Consider the following 16777-nt stretch of genomic DNA (forward strand, 5'->3'; position numbering starts at 1 on the left):
CGGCGTGGCGGCCGTCTGAACGTTGTTTACGTATGTCACGTTGCCGGTGACGATACCGTAGAGGGTCACGCTGCTCTGGGCATAGGCAGCAAGGGGTGACAGTGCGATCGAAGTCAGGGCGAGAAGTGTTTTTTTCATCGTAAATGGTTTTTCAATACAGGACAGCTGCTGGAGAGCTGTTTCAAAATGGTGCAGAGTTTATTAATTCGATATGGACTACGAATTAGTAAATTGAAGCGATTGAATAGATATTTGTTGCAGGTAATTCGCGCAACGGTGACCATTTTCCGGAGTAGTCGAAGCCGTGGTCAAGGCTAATACATCGTCGCTATCGAACGATTTCTTATACTGTTATTTATCCGTGCAGCGATGCGAATGCGGATTTTGTGTATGACTTGAGCGAGGGTGGTCGCGTCTGCTGAATCAGTGAATGCGCGGCTCGGACACGTCTGCTGCTCGTCCGGGCCGCGTTCCGTATGTGTCCATGTATCTTGTTGAACCGGGGCCGCATTCAGTGCTGCACATTCTGCGTTGCCGCGCAAGAGACTGCTCGATGGCGTGGATGCGGCGATACAACACATTGAGATGACACGTCGCGGGGATTTTCGCGCCGCAAGGCCATGATTTACCGCCTCGTCGGTGATATGCCGGTGGCGCGCAGCGGAGTCGAGGCACGACGTTTGTGCTGCCGGGCTGCTGTGCAGCTCACAGCCGCACGCGCAGGATAGCCTCCGCGAACTCGACGAACCCGGCACCACCGGGGCCACGTGTTATCCATCGCGGCGCGACCGGAAGCTCGGGCAGATAGTCGACCACCGTGCTGACACCCACCGTATGCCTGAAAAAACCGAACATCGGCGCGTCATTTGTCGAGTCACCGGAATAGGCAACAACCCTCGTGGCGGCTTCCGGCGTGGTGCCGAACGATCCGGCGAGAACGCGCAGCGACATCGACAGTTTGTCGTAGCCGCCAAGCCAGCCCAGCACCCATAGATTGTTGACTGTTGCGTCCGCGCCGGCGGCTTTCAGCGCCGCCACGATCCGGTCGTCCAGCGAAGTTCCCGTGCGTTGCCAGGCCAGGCTGGCAAGGCGGAACGCCTGGTCGTCCGCGATGCGGGCCTCGGGGATGGCCGCTTCAATACCTCTTGCGATGGAACTGAGCTGCGATTGCATTGCCGTCACGCTCTCCGCGTGAACCCACCATGAGCGCTCGACGCCATGGCCGTTTGCCTCGCGCCTCATGAAGATGCCGCCGTTCTCCGCAATGACGCCATCCACGGGCCACATGCGGGCCATCTGATCGCACCATCCGGCGGGCGCAGCGGTGACCGGAATCACACGGATGCCTGCCGACTGCAATCGCTCGAGCGCGTTATAGGTTTGTGCGGCCAGCCGTCCACGATATGTCAGCGTTTCGTCCATGTCGGTGAAGACAAACTGGACACCGGAAAACTCGTGAAATGGCGCTGACGATAGCGGTTCCATAAGGGTCCCTGTGGCGACTAAATCTCCGATTATGAGGGACGCTGGACGCCTCGTCCAAAGGCGGATCACGCATTGCTTCGCCGATTGCGTGCTAAGGCACACCTTCCGACGAGTGACAGGCCGTTCTGCGCGCGAAGGCGTTGCCTAGCGACGTCTCTGGGAAAGCTCGTGTACCCCATAGACCGCTGCAATCACGCCCAGAAGTATGGCGGTGACGGCAAGCGACTGACGCGTCTGCCCTGCCGAAGTCGCGGCCGTCGCATGACACCACAGGCCCACGCCAGTTACCGAAAGCAGGAGGCCGAAGGCGAGGGCCCATAACGGAGCCGCCGTACGCGAATGTAGTTTATGTGAGAGTTTCATTTGTCATACCCCATACACCGATGCTTCCTGCCAGTCCCGTCGCTGCAGTTTCCCCCGGCTGACGTTTAATAGCGTACGTGGCGGAACTCCTGTCGACAAGTGGAACAAAATTCTTTCGCACCGTCGCATGGAACGCCGCGCCCATCGGAAACGGAACTTTAGACTATAGAAACCGATTGCGAGCACGCCAAATGATCGATTCGCCAATACAACCCACGTGCGTGCTGAAGAGCGTCCGTCAATTCCTTCGTTGCACGCGTTGTGGTGCGGATGGTTTGATGTTCTCCACCCTTGACCACGGAGGACGCAATGAGCACGGTACTGGAGCAGCCCCAATCGCAAGCCGACGGTCATCAGGACCTGCGCGTGCGTCGCTACAAGCCGTTGATCGGCGCGGTGATCGAGAATGTCGATCTCTCCGGGCCGTTGAGCGAAGCGAATCGGCAAACGCTGCGTCAGGCACTCGTCGATCACGGCGTGATTTTTTTTCGTGAGCAGACGCTGTCGCCCGAACAGCATGTGGCGCTCGCGCGCATTTTTGGCAATCCCATCCGCAAGAACATCTATTTGCCTGCTGTGGCGGGCTTTCCGGAGATCGAGGTCATCGCACACAGCGAGAAGACGCGCTCGGGCGGCACGGACAACTGGCACGTCGATGTCTCCTGGCAGCCTCAGCCACCCAAAGCCACGGTTCTCCACGCTCAGGAAATTCCCGAGGGTGGCGGCGGCGACACGATCTGGTCCTCGGCGGCGGCAGTCTACGACTTGCTGGATGCCGATCTGGCCCGCTACTTCGAGAAGCTGACCGCGGTGAATACCTTCATCGCCTCGCCGAAAAAGGGCGCCCTCGCCGAACTGCTGAGCGGCTACGACATTCCGGAAGGCAGCGAGGAGAACAGCGTGGAAGCGGGGCTTGCGCGCGTGCGCGACGCGGCGCAGAAGTATCCGCCGATCGAGGTATCGGTGATCAAGACCCACCCTGAGAACGGCCGCAAGCTCGTGTTCGTCAACGAAGGCCATACGAGCCACTTGCTCGGTGTTTCAAAAACCGCGAGCCAGAGCTTGCTCAACTATCTGTACGACCTCATCAAGACGCCCGAGGTCCAGGCGCGCTTCGAGTGGCGGCAGGGCGATGTCGCGATCTGGGACAACCGCCAGGTGCAGCACTACGCGGCGCGCGACTACGGGTCGGCACGGCGGCGCATTCATCGCATCACGCTCGAGCACGACGGTATTTTCTAGGAAGCACTGGCCGCGCCTATAAGGAAATCCGCGCATGAACCGCAGCCTCCCCCCTGATAGAAAACGTTTCGCCATCCTTTATATCGCAGCGATGCTGGCGACTGCGGCGTCGGTGCCATCGTTCGCGCAGACGCCGGAGAAGCAGGAGCTGCGTTATCAGGGCTGGGCGAGCAAAGTGCTGTATCCCGAGCTGGCCGAGGACCTCGGCTATCTCGCGCCCATCAAGCTCAAATGGGTAGGTAACACGACGAGCGGACCCCAGGACATTCAGGCGGCTGTGACGGGCGACGTCGATTTCGGCGGTGCGTTTAACGGTTCGATCGTCAAGCTGGTTGCGGCGCACGCGCCCGTGAAAGCTGTGATTTCGTATGTCGGCACCGACAAGGAAACCAATGGCGGGCTGTTCGTGCTCGACGACAGTCCGATCAAGGGGCCACGTGACCTGATCGGGCGCCGCATTGGCGTGAACACGCCCGGCGCTTACGAGCAGTATGCGGTGACCGCGTATCTGCAGAAGGCCGGCGTTTCGCGGGCCGACATCGACAAGGTGGTGTTCGTCGCGGCGCCGCCCGTGAATCTCGCGCAACTGCTCAAGCAGAAGCAGCTCGATGCCGTGTTTCTGGAAGATATCCTGAAGGACAAGGAACTCGCCCAGGGCGGGGCACGCCTGCTCACGACTGACTACCAGCTCTTCGGTTCGTTCGGGTATGCGAGTTATCTCTTCACGGATCGATTCATCGCGCAGAACCCGAATACAGTGCGCAAATTCGTCGAAGGCACGGCGCGCGCCATCGAATGGACGCGGAACACGCCGCGCGCGGAAGTCGTCGCGCGGTTGCACAAGATCATCGAGGCGCGCCATCGCAATGAAGACGTCACCATCGTCAATTACTGGAAGTCGCCGGGCGTGGGCGGCAAGGGCGGCCTGATTGTCTCCGACGACTTCACGACCTATATCGACTGGTACGTGAACAACGGCGTGCTGAAGGCTGGGCAGGTGAAGCCGGGCGACATCTATTCGAATCAGTTCAATCCGTTCAACCAGCGAGTCGCGAGCCAGTGAGGCGGCGTCATCACGCGAGGAAAGCGCAATGAGTGCATCGATTAGCGTGCGCAACGTGGTTAAAGCGTTTCATCTGAACAGGCGCGGGCATTTCGTCGTGCTCGACGATGTTTCGTTCGAGGTAGCGGCTGGCGAGTTCGTCGCACTGGTGGGGCCGAGCGGCTGTGGCAAGACTACGCTGCTCGACCTGATCGGCGGACTCACTCAGGCCGATCGCGGCAAGATACTGATAGGCGGACGCGAGATCGACGGGCCGGGACTCGATCGCGGCATAGTCTTTCAGCAGTACGCGCTCTTTCCCTGGAAAACTGCGCTCGGCAATATCGAATTCGGCCTGGAAGCGAAAGGGATCGCGAGGCGTGAGCGCACCGAGCGCGCGCGGCGCTTTCTCGATCTCGTCGGGCTCGGCGCGTTCGCCGACCGCTATCCCCATGAACTCTCCGGCGGCATGAAGCAGCGCGTGGCGATTGCACGTGCGCTGTCCTACGAACCCGACGTGCTGCTAATGGACGAGCCGTTCGCGGCGCTCGATGCGCAAACGCGCGAAAGCCTGCAGGACGAACTGTTGCGCATCTGGCAGCGCACGGGCACGACCGTCGTCTTTATCACGCATTCGATCGACGAAGCGATCTATCTGGGCCAGCGCGTGCTCGTGATGACAGCAGGACCCGGGCGCGTCACCCACACGCTGCCCGTGCATGTGCCTCGCGGCGATCTTTCGGAGGACATCCGTTCGACGCCGGAATTCGTGCGCCTGCGCCATGAAATCTGGCAACTAATCCGGCAACGTCGCGGCAACGCGCAATGGCAGGTCGCACAAGCGGCGTGAGGAGAATCACCATGAGTACGTTGTCCGTTGAATCGAAGCGGGGCATGTCAGCGTCGACCGTTTGGCTGGCAGCCTGGCGGGCCGTGCGCGGCAGCGTCGCCGTGGTCGCATTTCTCGCGCTCTGGGAAGTGCTGCCGCGTGCGGGATGGGTAGACCCCGTTTTCCTGCCGCCATTCTCGACAGTACTGCATGCATTGTTCGAAATGGCCGTATCGGGCGAACTGGGCGCGAACTTGCTGGCGAGCGCCGTGCGTGCAGCGAGCGGTTTCGCGATCGCGGTGGCGCTCGGCGTGCCGTTGGGCCTCCTGATCGGCTGGTATCGCACGCTCGGGGACCTGCTCAACCCGTTGCTGGAGATTTTTCGCAACACGGCGCCGCTCGCGCTGCTGCCGGTGTTCGTGCTCGTGCTCGGCATGGGCGAGACATCGAAGATTTCGATGGTGGTCTATTCCTGCATCTGGCCCGTCGTGCTCAATACGGTGAGCGGCGTGCGCAACGTCGACGCATTGTTGATCCGCTCGGCGCGATCGATGGGGCTCGGCCCGCTTCGTCTGTTCGTGAAGGTCGTTCTGCCCGCATCGGTGCCTGCCGTATTCACGGGCATTCGCGTGGCGGGCGCGTACTCGATACTCGTGCTGATTGCAGCCGAGATGGTGGGCGCGAAGGCGGGATTGGGCTATCTCGTGAACTACTCCCAATACACGTTCGAGATTCCGAAGATGTACGCGGGCATCGTCACGCTCGCCGTGCTCGGCCTCGCGTTCAATCACGCCGTGGTGTTCGTCGAACGGCGCCTCACAGCGTGGCAAGGTATTCGTTAAGGATGGGGCAATGATGAATCGAAGCGGAGCGGTAACGTCGTCGTCCGCGCAGGCATGGTACGACGCTGACGTTCTCGTGATCGGCGGCGGTCCGGCTGGCGCGTGGGCGACCATAGGCGCGTCGGCGCGCGGCGCGAAGGTGGCGCTCGTCGACAAGGGTTTTTGCGGCACCTCGGGCGCCACCGCGCCGTCCGGAACCGGTGTGTGGCACGTCGCGCCGGAGGAGAGCGCGCGTGAGTTCGCGAAGGCGAGCCGCTTCAAGCTGGGCGGCGAACTCGCCGAGCAGGCGTGGATGGATCGCGTGCTCGAACAGACGTGGATCAACTGCGAACGACTCGCGCAGTGGGGCTATCCGTTTCCTGTCGACAACGCAGGGCTGGAGAAGCGCACGTCCTTGCAAGGCCCCGAATATATGCGGCTGCTGCGCAAGCGGGTGAAAGCCAGCGGCGCGCGCATTCACGACCATAGTCCCGCGCTCGAACTGCTGATCGACGAGCGCGGCGTAGTCGCGGGCGCGAAGGGTGTACATCGTCAAACGGATGAAACGTGGATCGTGAAAGCCGGCAGCGTGATCATTGCGACCGGCGGCTGTGCGTTCCTCAGCAACGCGCTGGGCTGCAACGTCTTGACGGGCGATGGTCAGTTGATGGCGGCCGAGGCGGGCGCATCGTTTTCGGGCATGGAGTTTTCGAACGCCTATGGGCTGGGGCCCGCGTTTGCGTCGGTGACGAAATCGCTGTTCTATACGTGGGCGACGTTCTACGACGAAGCGGGCAGCGTGATCGAAGGCGCGGGCTCCTCGCATGGCCGCGGCGTGATCGCGAAAACGCTCGAAACGCAGCCAGTATACGCGTGCCTCGATCGAGCCGATGAAGATATCCGCGCATGGATGCGTCGTGCCCAGCCTAACTTCTTTCTGCCGTTCGACCGGCGCGGCATCGACCCCTTCACGCAGCATTTTCCCGTGACCCTGCGGCTGGAGGGCACGGTGCGCGGCACAGGCGGCCTGCATCTCGTCGACGAAACGTGCGCGACGTCCGTGGAAGGTCTTTACGCGGCAGGCGACGCGGCCACCCGCGAGCTGATCTGCGGCGGCTTCACGGGCGGCGGCAGTCATAACGCGGCATGGGCAATGTCGTCGGGATTCTGGGCCGGGGCCGGCGCTGCTGATTACGCCCATGAGCGAAGGTCGGCGCGCACCGCACGCCGACTCTATGAGGCGGGAACCGTGGCATTGCGCGATGGCGCGAGCCCGGCCACCTTCGACAGCGAGGCCGTGATCCGCGCGGTCCAGCAGGAGGTCTTTCCCACGCAGCGCAACTGGACGCGCCGCGCCGATCTGCTCGAAGACTCCCTCACGCGGCTCGACGCGCTATGGCGCCACGTGAGCGGCGCCCGCTCGGCGCCTGGCGCGCGCGCGGCCGTGCGTGCGCGCGAAGCCGCGGCAATGCTAGCGAATTCGCGATGGATGTATCGCAGCGCGTTGCAGCGCAAGGAGACGCGGGGCATGCATCGGCGGCACGAGTACGCCGCCGCCGACCCGGCGCAGCGTCACCGGCTGTTGAGCGGCGGGCTCGATGAGGTGTGGGTCGAGCGCGTGTATGGTGTAGCCAGCGTGGGGGTGGCCGCGTGATCGAGATCGTCGATTCGTCGCTTTGCACGGGCTGCAATATCTGCGTGCGCGCGTGCCCGACCAATGTGTTCGATGCCGTGCCGGATGGCGTGCCGCGCATCGCGAGGCAGGAGGACTGCCAGACCTGTTTCATGTGCGAGCTCTATTGCCCCGAAGACGCGCTCTTCGTCGCGCCGGAGCCTGCACCGTGCCCGGAACTCAATGTGGACCGGGCGCTGGTGGGAAGCTATCGCCGCGCGGTGGGATGGGGCCGCGGCCGTCAGGCTACGGCAGCCGAGGACGCGAGTTATGAGCTGTTGGCGCGTGCGCATTGAGCGCCAGAGGCAGCGAAAGACGCGTGCCAAGCAGTGCGCGCGTATGGTGATGCCGTGGGTCGGCGAATAGCGCGTCCGTGCTCGCGTTTTCGACGATCTCCCCGGCGTACATGACGAGCGCTCGTGCGCAGAGGATGCGCACGACGTCGAGATCGTGCGAAATGAACAGCATGGCCATGCCGTGACGCTCTCGCAGCTGGTCGAGCGTGCGCAGGACGCCGGCCTGGACCGACACATCGAGCGCGGCCGTCGGTTCGTCGAGGATGAGCAGGTCCGGCTCGCTCGCAATCGCGCGCGCGATGCCCACGCGGGCGGCTTCGCCGCCCGAAAGCTGATGCGGGCGCAACGCGAGCCGCGAACGCGGCAACTCCACGCTGTGCGCGAGCGCGAGAACGCGTTCGCTTACCTCCGCACACGAGCCAAAGCGTGGCGGCAACGCTGCTACGATGGCGTCGAAGGCGCTGGCTCGCGGATCGATGCTGTCTCGCGCGTCCTGAAACACGAGTTGGATGCGCCGCCGCCACGCGGCGCGCGCGCTGCGTCGCGCCGGCGTCGCGGCGATGTCCTCGCCCTCGAAGCGGATCGTGCCTTCGTCGGGATCGTCGAGACGCGCGAGCAGGTTCGCGAGCGTGGACTTGCCGCTGCCCGACTGCCCGATCAGGCCGAGCGTTTCGCCGCGCGCGAGCTTGAACGAGACGCGCTTGACTGCCGCTTGCGATCGATAGTGTTTGGTCAGGCCGGCAACTTCAAGCATGGCAATCCGTCAGGGGCAGGGTGGAAAGCGCGTCGGCCGGCGCAGGGTGCCAGCATCGAAGGTGTCCGCCGCTGGTCGTTTCGACGACGGGCGGCGCCGCCTCGACGCATTGTGGTGTGGCATTCGCGCAGCGCGCGTGAAAGCGGCAGGCGGCCCGATCAATGTGTGCGAGTTCGGGAAGCTCTCCTGGCAAGCCCCGCAATTGCCCGAGTGTGGAGACGAGCGCCGGCGTTGCGCTGATGAGCGCGCGCGAGTAGGGGTGGCGCGCATTGCGCAAAAAGTCGCGCGACGGCAGCACTTCAACGAGTTGACCCGCGTGCATGACCGCGACGCGATCGCTGTGATGAAGCGCCGCACCCAGATCGTGCGTGATCAGGAGCAGCGCCATGCGGCGTGCGCGCCGCAACTCGCCAATGAGTGTGAGCACCTGGGACTGCGTCACGGCGTCGAGGCCGGTGGTCGGTTCGTCCGCGACGAGTAGCGCGGCCTCGCGTGCGAGCGCGAGGGCAAGCGATACGCGCTGGCACAGGCCGCCCGAAAGCTCGTGCGGCCAGGCACGCAGATAGCGTTGCGCGGGCGACATCGCGACCTGTTCGAGCAGTTGCACCGCACGCTGCGCGCGCGCCCGGCGGGGCACGCGCATGGTTCGCAACACGTGGTCGAATTGCTGCCCGATGCGCCGCACGGGATTGAGCGCGGCGCGCGGATTCTGGAACACCATCGCTGCGGCTGGCGCACCGCCGCGTGCTTCATGCCATCGCAGCGCGCCACCGCTCGCGTGCAGCGCGGGCGGCAGCAGGTTCATCACGGCAAGCGCGGTGAGTGACTTGCCCGAGCCGCTCTCGCCGATCAACGCCACGGCTTCGCCGCGCGCGATACGCAGGTCGATGCCGTCGATCAACGTGTGCGTGCGACCGTGCGAGGCGAGTTCAATCCGCAGGTTGCGAATCTCCAGCAGAGAGTCAGTGACGGTTGATGGATCGGTCATCGTGAACGAGGGTCGAAAGCGTCGCGCAAACTGTCGCCTGCCCCGTTGAGCAAGAACACCGCCAGCGCGAGCGCGAGGCTCGGGAACGTGGCGAGCCACCATTGACCCGTCATCATGTACGGCGCGCCTTCGCCGACGAGCACGCCCCATTCGGCCGCGGGCGGCCGCACACCCATGCCTAGAAACGAGAGGCCCGCGCTATTGGTCATCGCCCAGCCCAGGTTGACGGTCATCTGTGCGCATAGCGCAGGCAGTGCGCCGGGCAGGAGGACGCGCAGCAGGATCTTCGTATCGCTCCAGCCGAAGAGTCGGGCGGCGTGCACGTAGTTTGCCTCGCGGCGTGCGGCGATCTCGGCGCGCGCGAGGCGGGCGTAGAACGGAATATTGATGAGCGCCGTCGCGAGCACCACACTGCTCACCGAATTGCCGAGCACGGCAACGAGCGCTAGCGCGACGACGAACAGGGGAAACGCCATGAACACGTCCACCACACGCTGCAGCAGCCGGTCGATGCGCCCGCCCGCGAGGCCGGACGCGGCGCCAAGCACGCTGCCCGCGAGCGCCGCAATGCCGACGGCGCCGAGCGCGATCGACAGATCGAGCCGCGTGGCGACCACGACCCGTGCGAACAGATCCCGGCCGATCGCATCGGTGCCGAACCAGTGTGCGAGCGAAGGCGGCGCGAGCATATGCGCGACATGGGGCGCGGTCGGATCGGCGACGAACGAGGGGCCCGCGAGTGCGACGGCGAGCAAGGCCGCGGGCGGCACGAGCGCGCGCAGTTTGCGTCCACCCGCGTGGCTCCATCGCTGCGCGAGGAAGCTCAGCTTGACGGCGATGCGCGCCGGTGCGCGACGAACGAGCGTGGCGAACATCAGGCGACCCTCGCGCGCGGGTCGATCCACTGAATCAGCAGATCGACGATGAGATTCAGCACCGCGAATGCGATCGCGACGAACAGTACGAAGCCTTGAAGCGGTGCATAGTCGGCGTTGTTCAGCGCGTCGAGCGCGTAGGAGCCGATGCCCGGCCACGCAAAGATCTTTTCGACGATCACGTTGGCCGCGAGCATGTACGAGAACATCATGCCGGACGCCGTGATGATCGGCGCCGCGACCGGCGCGAGCGCGTAAGTCCACAGCACCTTTGCCCGCGAGAGACCGAGGCTGCGCGCGCTGCGCACCGGGTCGGCGGCGAGGCCTGTGAGCAGCGCCGAGCGTGTGATGCGCACGAGCGGCGGCAAGCCGAAGATGGCCATCGAGATCGCGGGCAACACGAGCCGGCGCAACGCATCGAGGGCGGCTTGCACGTCGCCGCTCAGCCATGCATCGACGAAGACGAAGCCTGTGCGTTCGGGCGGCGGCGCGAGCAATGCGTCGAGGCGGCCGGTCGGCTCGGGCGCCCAGCCGAGGCGGTAATAGAACACATAGACGAGCAGCAATGCAACGAAGAAGGTCGGCAGGCAGCTACCGGCGCTCGAGACGGCGCGGGCAAAGCGGTCGATTGCCGTGTCGCGCGCGCAGGCCGCCGCGACGCCAAGCGGGATGCCCGCGAAGATGGCCAGCAGGAAGCCGCTCACGGTCAATTCGAGCGTTGCCGGCAGGCGCGCCAGCAGTTCGTCGAGCACCGCGCCGCCCGTCGTGAACGAGCGCCCCCAATCGCCGTGCGCGAGTCCGTTCAGCCAGTGCCAAAGCTGCCCGGGCATCGAGGCATCGAGGCCCAGATGGCGGCGGATTTCGGCGAGCCCGCGCGCGTCGGACTGCATGCCTGAGGCGAGCTGCGCGGCGGGATCGCCGGGCAGCAGGCGCACGAGCACGAAGGTGAAGACGGCCGCCGCCAATACCACCGGTACCGTGGCCGCCACGCGGACCGAAACGCGCTTGAAGAAAGCGAAGGACATGGTGCGGCGGCGCTACGCGCGCGAGAGCGTTCGGAAATCCACCTGGCCGTGGATGTAGTAGGTGAAGCCGCGCAGGTCGTCGCGCGTGGCGACGTCGAATGCGGGCTGCCACAGCGGTATCAGCGGTACCTGTTCGGTAACGAGCTTCGCGGCGTCGCGCATCAACTGATCGTAGCGGCTCGTGTCGCTTTCCCATCGCGCGGCGTCGGTGAGGCGCACGAGCGCAGGGCTGTCGAACGATCCGAAGTTCCAGCGCCAGTCGCCTTCGAAGAAGATCCGGTAGTAGTAGTCGGGGGCGTTGAACCAGGCCGACGACGAATCGATGAAGAAACCGAGCCGCTTGTCGGTTTGCAACTCGCCCCATTGCGCGCCCGACGATTTGTCGAGCGCCACCTGCACGCCGATCGCCTTCAGTGCGTCCTGGATCAGCAGCGCAGCGGGCTCGGCAATGGCGGCGTCCGTCGCGTTGTAGCTCAGCGTGGTCTGGAAGCCGTCGGGGTGGCCCGCTTCCTTGAGCAACGCGCGTGCGCGTTCGACATTCGTCGCGTAAGGGTAGCGCTGCGGCCACGCGGCCGACGGCGCTGTACCCGCCGCCGCGCCGAACAGCGGTGCGCCCTTGCCGTGATTGACGCCGTCGAACAGCGATTCATAGGGCAGCGCGTAGGCGATGGCCTGACGCACCTTTACCGAGTCGAACGGGGCCAGCCGGGTATTGAACGCGACGAAGCGGAACGTGTTGGTGACCGGAATCGACAGTGCCGCGACGCCGGCTTTCCCTTCCAGGGAGGCGAATTCACGCGGGGGCAGTTGCAGCACGATGTCCGCATCGCCACGCTGCAGCGCGGCGAGCCGGTTCGAAGCGCTGGGTACGGCCTGGACGATGGCGCGCCGGACGAACGGCAAGTCGCCGCTGCGCCAGCCGTCGAAGCGCTCGTAGGCGACCTGCTGTTGACTCTGCCACGCGGCCAGCCGATACGCACCGCCGCCCGCCGAATGACTGCGCAACCAGTTGGTTCCCCACGGATCGCCGGTCTCGGCATGCGACTTCACCTCCGTCGCGTTCAGCACCGAAGCGAAGGTCAGCGCGAGGTTGGGCAACGCGTAGCGGTCCGCGCGCGGCAGATCGATGCGCAGCGTGTGGGGGTTGACCACGACGAACTGCGCGGGATCGGTGAGCGAGCCGGTTGCAAGCTGGCGCTTCGACGCGGGCAGGCTCACCGCGCGGTCGAGCGACCATTTGACGTCGTCGGCGGTGACGGGGCGGCCGTCGTGGAAGGTCGCATCACGCCGCAAATGAAACGTGAGGCTGCGGCCGTCTTGCGTCGACCGGAACGATTCGGCCAGTTCGCCCTTCAGGTGGTCGTAGTCGTAGCGCCAGGCGTCGAGCTTGCGCGCGCTCGCGGAGTCGAGCGCTTTGCGATCGAAGCTGACGAGGCGGTCATAGACATTCGTGAAAAGCCCGAGCGATTCGCGGGACACGCCGTCGCCGTGCGGGTCGAGCGAATTGCCGACGCCCTCGGCGAGCACGCGGACAATTTCACGGCGCTGCGGCGTCGGCACGGACGTGGGCACGGCGCTGGCGGGCGCGGCCGCGAGCCCGGTGAATCCTGCGCCCGCGGCGAGGCCCGTGCCGATCAGGAAGCGGCGTCTGGTGAGCGTTGTCATGTTCGTCTTGCTGTCGTCGTTTGAAGGGGCTTCACGCGTGTGGCGCGTGCGAAGCGTGCAGGTGATGCGGTGGATACATCAGACCGAAGCGTGGCGGGCGGGCTCGGTGCCGTTGAGCCAGTGCGCGCCGACAACGTTGTATTTCCAGCGCACCGGATCATGCACGGTATGCGTGCGCGCGTTGCGCCAGTGCCGGTCGAGCGCGTAGCTGCGCAATGTCGATTGACTGCCGCCGAACTCGATCAAGGTGGTCGATGCGTCGAGTGCGAGTTCGGTGGTCATGATCTTGGCCTCGGCCACGGCGATGGAGGCCGCGGTGACGGCGGCGGCTTCGCTTGCCGGCGCTGCGCGCGCGGCGTCGAGGGCTTGGCCCGCGCGCGTGAGCAGGCCTTCGGCCGCGTGCAGGCGCACGATCAGCGCGCCTACCTTGTTGAGCGTGAGCGGATCTTCGCTCGCGTGTACGGCGCCGCTATCGGCCCACGGACGCGCCTTATTGCGCAGCCAGAAGCGCAGGTCGCTCAGCGCGGCGCGCGCGATGCCCAGATCGATGGCCGCATGCAGCAACTGCGCGAACGGCCCGTGGATCGTGGGGGGCGAAAAAAGGCGGTCGCGCGGCAACACGTGCAGCGCGTCCACGTGAACGTCATCGAGAAGTACCGTGCCGCTGGCCGTCGTGCGCTGGCCGAAGCCGTCCCAGTCGTCGATCACCTGCAGGCCCGGGCTGTTCCTGGGCACATAGGCGAGCCATTGATGGCCCTCGTCGTCGACGGCGGCAACAGGCACCCAGTGCGCGAAGAGCGCGCCTGTGGAGTAAGCCTTGCGCCCGTTCAGGCGCCATGCGCCGCCGCTGCGCACAAGGCGCGTGTGCATGGTTTTCGAATTGGCGGTGCCCGTTTCGGACACGGCGTTGCCGAAACGCCTGCCGGCCAGGGCCTCGCGAAAGAACAGCGCCTGCTGCGCATCGTTGCCGATGAGGCGCACCGCGTCGACGAGACAATAGTGATTTTGCGGGATCTGTCCGATGGCGGGATCGGCTTCGGACACGACGGCGAGCACCTCGGCGAGCGTGACATGCGAGACGGCCGCGCCGCCGTGGCTGCGCGGCACGGTGATCCCCCACAGGCCGGTGCGCACGAAGGCTTCGATTTCTTCGTGCGGCAACGCGCGCTCGCGGTCGCGATCCGCCGCGCTGCCGGCGATCGAGTCGGCAAAGCGCCGGGCCGCTTCGAGCGCGGCGGTATCGTCGGCGATGACGGTGACTTCGGTTGCGTGCGCAGCGATGCCGTGCCAGGTAATCGTTTCGGTGGTCACAGGAAGTCCATGTCGAGATAAGCGTACCGTCACGCGTCGCTGTGCGCGCGGCCCGGATGATTGGCAGGCAGCCGCGCGCGACCTTGCCCAAACAGTTTTTCGCGGTACGTGCCGGGCGCATAGGCTGTCTTGAAGCGACCGCGCGTTTGCAGCTCCGGAATCACGAGCCGTGCGATGTCCGCAAAGCATTGCGGCGTGACGGTGCGCACCAGATTGAATCCGTCGATGCCGGTGCGATCCGCGAAATCGATCAGCCGGTTCGCGACCTCGGCCGGATCGCCCACGATGGGCTCGAAGCGGCCGCCCAGTGGCGCTTGCGCAAGCAGGCCGCGCACGGTCACGGGCTCGCCCGCGCGTGACAGACCGGCAACGGCCGATTGAATGCCGTTGCCGGCGGCGGCGGTAATGGGTTCGTCGAGTCCGTAGCGCGAAAAGTCGATCCCGGTCGCGCTCGCAAGCTGCACGAGTGCGGCCAGCGGCTGCGCGTGGCGGCGGTAGGACTCGTAGCGCTCGAGCGCCTCGCGGCGCGTTTGCGCAACCACAACGACGACGCTCGTGAAAAGCCGCACGTCCTCGCGCGAGCGTCCGTGGCGCATCAGGTGCGCCTCAAGCGCGCGCGCATGAGCGGCCGTCGCGTCGAGGCCGTGATTGGGCAGGAAGATGCACTCGGCGTGGCGCACGGCGAAGTCCATGCCGCGCGCCGACGCGCCAGCCTGATACAGCACGGGCGAGCGCTGAGGTGATGGTTCGCTCAGATGGATGGCCTCGAACGGATGCCAGGGGCCGTCGTGCCGGATGGTGCGAATCTTCGCGGGATCGGCGAAGCGGCCGGTGGCGCGATCGCGCAGCACGGCGTCGTCGGCCCAACTGGTTTCCCAGAGCCGGTAGAGGCCTGCCAGGTAGTCGTCAGCGCGTTCGTAGCGCTCGTCATGACCGATTGCCCCGCCGGCGCCGCTTGCGCGCGCCGCGCTGTCGAGAAAGCCGGTCACGATGTTCCAGCCAACGCGTCCGCGGCTCAGATGATCGAGTGTTGAGAAGCGCCGCGCCAGCAGGTAGGGCGGCTCGACTCCCGTTTGCGCGGTGAGGCCGAACGAGAGATGCTCGGTGACGGCCGCCATCATGCTCACGACGGGAACCGGATCGTTCACGGGTGTTTGAATGGCGTGTGCGAGCGCGGCTTCGGGGCCACCGCCGTAGACGTCGTACACGCCGAGCGCATCCGCGAGAAAGAGCCCGTCGAACAGGCCTTGTTCGAGCACGCGCGCAAGTTGAAGCCAGTACGCGGCGTCGGTGTAGCGCAGGGCGGTGTCGTTCGGATGCGTCCAGAGTCCGTGCGACAGATGACCCGGCGCGTTCATGTCGAACGCGTTCAACAGCAGGTGACGCGGTTCAGCCTGGCTGCTCAAAACGGACCGCTCCCCGCAAGGCTGATGCGCTTGAGGACGCGCCGTTCGCCGGAGTCGAAATCGTCGCGGCCGTGCAGGGTGGCTTGGTTGTCCCAGAACACAATATCGCCAACGCTCCAGCGGTGCCGGTAGGCGAATCGCGGCGAGAGGATATGGGCCCGCAAGGCCTCGATGAGTTGCGCGCCTGCGCCCGGCTCGTAATCGACAAGCTCGACTTCGGTGCGCGCGCCCAGATAGATCAAGCGGCGGCCGCTTTCGGGGTGGGTACGCACGAGCGGGTGATCGATGAACGGACGCAGCGGCTCAATGCCGGGATGCCGATAAAGCGGAATGCCTTCCGGCAGCGGATGTTTGCGCCGAAGGAACGGGTTGTACGTGATGAGCCGCAGGCCGTTGATCTGCGAGCGAAGATCGGCGGGCAACGCGTCGTACGCCGCCGCGAGGTTGTACCAGGTCGTATCGCCGCCGTTCTCCGGCACTTCGAGCGCATAAAGCAGCGAGCCCGACGAAGGTTGCGGCGTCCAGTGGTGATCAGAATGCGCGGGTAGCTCGATGTTGCCGAGCACGCCGTCGTCGACATTCGAGACGAGCACGATGTCCGGGACAGTGCCGTCGTCATGCGAGCCGAGCACGGGCGCATCGCGGGGCGGCACGTAGACGGAGCCGAACCACGACGCGAGCCGTCTGAAGGCCGTGTCATCGAGTTGCTGGTTCTTGAAGATGAGAATGTGATGGTCGCGCAGCGCCTGCTTGAGCGCAAGGATCTGCGCCGCGCTCGCGGCACTTGCCCCGTCGAAACCGTTCACTTGCGCGCCGAGCGGTGCATCGAGCGGAGCGATCGTGAAGGCGTCCGCCCGTGACTCATTGGTCGAGATGTCTGTCATATCGATGGAATTGGCGCGTCGTTTGTCGATTAGGTATACGACGTAATTTGAGAAAGTCGAGTGTAAGTTCGCGCGAATCGGAACTGGAAATTATTTTTTTGTATAAATAAAGCACGAAC

16 protein-coding genes are annotated in these 16777 nt (G+C 65.0%); 6 read left to right on the plus strand and 10 right to left on the minus strand.

What is annotated here, in order from left to right:
* Both AB4Y44_RS28865 and AB4Y44_RS28870 read right to left on the minus strand, forming a co-directional pair.
* The coding region (locus AB4Y44_RS28865) for a porin (protein WP_368701548.1) at nucleotides 1-138 on the minus strand (138 nt) is incomplete at its 3' end.
* A gap of 567 nt (nucleotides 139-705) precedes the next feature.
* Nucleotides 706-1485, minus strand: coding sequence for an HAD-IIB family hydrolase (locus tag AB4Y44_RS28870; protein ID WP_368701511.1), 780 nt, complete (start codon nucleotides 1483-1485; stop codon nucleotides 706-708).
* A gap of 672 nt (nucleotides 1486-2157) precedes the next feature.
* Here AB4Y44_RS28870 and AB4Y44_RS28875 point away from each other — a divergent pair.
* Genes AB4Y44_RS28875 through AB4Y44_RS28900 form a run of 6 tightly spaced genes read left to right on the plus strand, consistent with a single transcriptional unit; the run spans nucleotide 2158 to nucleotide 7750 of the window.
* A complete protein-coding gene (locus AB4Y44_RS28875) occupies nucleotides 2158-3090 on the plus strand; it encodes a TauD/TfdA family dioxygenase (protein ID WP_342924217.1) in 933 nt (310 codons plus the stop codon).
* Nucleotides 3091-3124: 34 nt separating this feature from the next.
* Entirely contained in the window at nucleotides 3125-4153 is a 1029-nt protein-coding gene (locus AB4Y44_RS28880) for an ABC transporter substrate-binding protein (RefSeq protein ID WP_368701512.1), read from the plus strand.
* Nucleotides 4154-4181: 28 nt separating this feature from the next.
* Nucleotides 4182-4982: an ABC transporter ATP-binding protein gene (locus tag AB4Y44_RS28885; RefSeq protein ID WP_069261290.1), complete on the plus strand. Its 801-nt coding sequence runs from the start codon at nucleotides 4182-4184 to the stop codon at nucleotides 4980-4982.
* A gap of 11 nt (nucleotides 4983-4993) precedes the next feature.
* Nucleotides 4994-5803, plus strand: coding sequence for an ABC transporter permease (locus AB4Y44_RS28890; protein ID WP_368701513.1), 810 nt, complete (start codon nucleotides 4994-4996; stop codon nucleotides 5801-5803).
* A 13-nt stretch (nucleotides 5804-5816) separates the two neighbouring features.
* Nucleotides 5817-7436: an FAD-dependent oxidoreductase gene (locus AB4Y44_RS28895; protein ID WP_368701549.1), complete on the plus strand. Its 1620-nt coding sequence runs from the start codon at nucleotides 5817-5819 to the stop codon at nucleotides 7434-7436.
* Complete coding sequence (locus AB4Y44_RS28900; protein ID WP_342919915.1) at nucleotides 7433-7750, plus strand: ferredoxin family protein; 318 nt, start codon at nucleotides 7433-7435, stop codon at nucleotides 7748-7750. Before AB4Y44_RS28895 ends, AB4Y44_RS28900 begins: the two co-directional genes overlap by 4 nt.
* On the opposite strand, the gene AB4Y44_RS28905 is transcribed toward AB4Y44_RS28900, so the two are convergent.
* From AB4Y44_RS28905 to AB4Y44_RS28940, 8 genes are all read right to left on the minus strand, one after another.
* Nucleotides 7701-8504, minus strand: a complete 804-nt coding sequence (locus tag AB4Y44_RS28905) for an ABC transporter ATP-binding protein (protein WP_368701514.1) — start codon at nucleotides 8502-8504, stop codon at nucleotides 7701-7703. The genes AB4Y44_RS28900 and AB4Y44_RS28905 overlap by 50 nt on opposite strands.
* Nucleotides 8497-9492 carry an ABC transporter ATP-binding protein gene (locus AB4Y44_RS28910; RefSeq protein WP_368701515.1) on the minus strand — a complete coding sequence of 332 codons (996 nt, stop codon included), beginning with the start codon at nucleotides 9490-9492 and terminating at the stop codon, nucleotides 8497-8499. Before AB4Y44_RS28910 ends, AB4Y44_RS28905 begins: the two co-directional genes overlap by 8 nt.
* Nucleotides 9489-10367, minus strand: a complete 879-nt coding sequence (locus AB4Y44_RS28915) for an ABC transporter permease (protein ID WP_069261284.1) — start codon at nucleotides 10365-10367, stop codon at nucleotides 9489-9491. The genes AB4Y44_RS28910 and AB4Y44_RS28915 overlap by 4 nt, the downstream gene beginning before the upstream one ends.
* Entirely contained in the window at nucleotides 10367-11392 is a 1026-nt protein-coding gene (locus tag AB4Y44_RS28920; RefSeq protein WP_368683285.1) for an ABC transporter permease, read from the minus strand. The genes AB4Y44_RS28915 and AB4Y44_RS28920 overlap by 1 nt, the downstream gene beginning before the upstream one ends.
* 12 nt (nucleotides 11393-11404) lie before the next feature.
* Nucleotides 11405-13057 carry an ABC transporter substrate-binding protein gene (locus AB4Y44_RS28925; protein WP_368701516.1) on the minus strand — a complete coding sequence of 551 codons (1653 nt, stop codon included), beginning with the start codon at nucleotides 13055-13057 and terminating at the stop codon, nucleotides 11405-11407.
* 78 nt (nucleotides 13058-13135) lie between these two features.
* On the minus strand, nucleotides 13136-14368 hold the full coding sequence (locus tag AB4Y44_RS28930; protein WP_342919920.1) for an SfnB family sulfur acquisition oxidoreductase: 1233 nt from the start codon (nucleotides 14366-14368) through the stop codon (nucleotides 13136-13138).
* Between the two features lie 29 nt (nucleotides 14369-14397).
* Nucleotides 14398-15774 carry an NtaA/DmoA family FMN-dependent monooxygenase gene (locus AB4Y44_RS28935; RefSeq protein ID WP_368701517.1) on the minus strand — a complete coding sequence of 459 codons (1377 nt, stop codon included), beginning with the start codon at nucleotides 15772-15774 and terminating at the stop codon, nucleotides 14398-14400.
* On the minus strand, nucleotides 15771-16658 hold the full coding sequence (locus AB4Y44_RS28940) for a TauD/TfdA family dioxygenase (RefSeq protein ID WP_342919922.1): 888 nt from the start codon (nucleotides 16656-16658) through the stop codon (nucleotides 15771-15773). The genes AB4Y44_RS28935 and AB4Y44_RS28940 overlap by 4 nt, the downstream gene beginning before the upstream one ends.
* Nucleotides 16659-16777 lie beyond the last annotated feature (119 nt).

The sequence above is a fragment of the Paraburkholderia sp. BR10937 genome, assembly GCF_040965695.1.
Classification (GTDB): Bacteria; Pseudomonadota; Gammaproteobacteria; order Burkholderiales; family Burkholderiaceae; genus Paraburkholderia.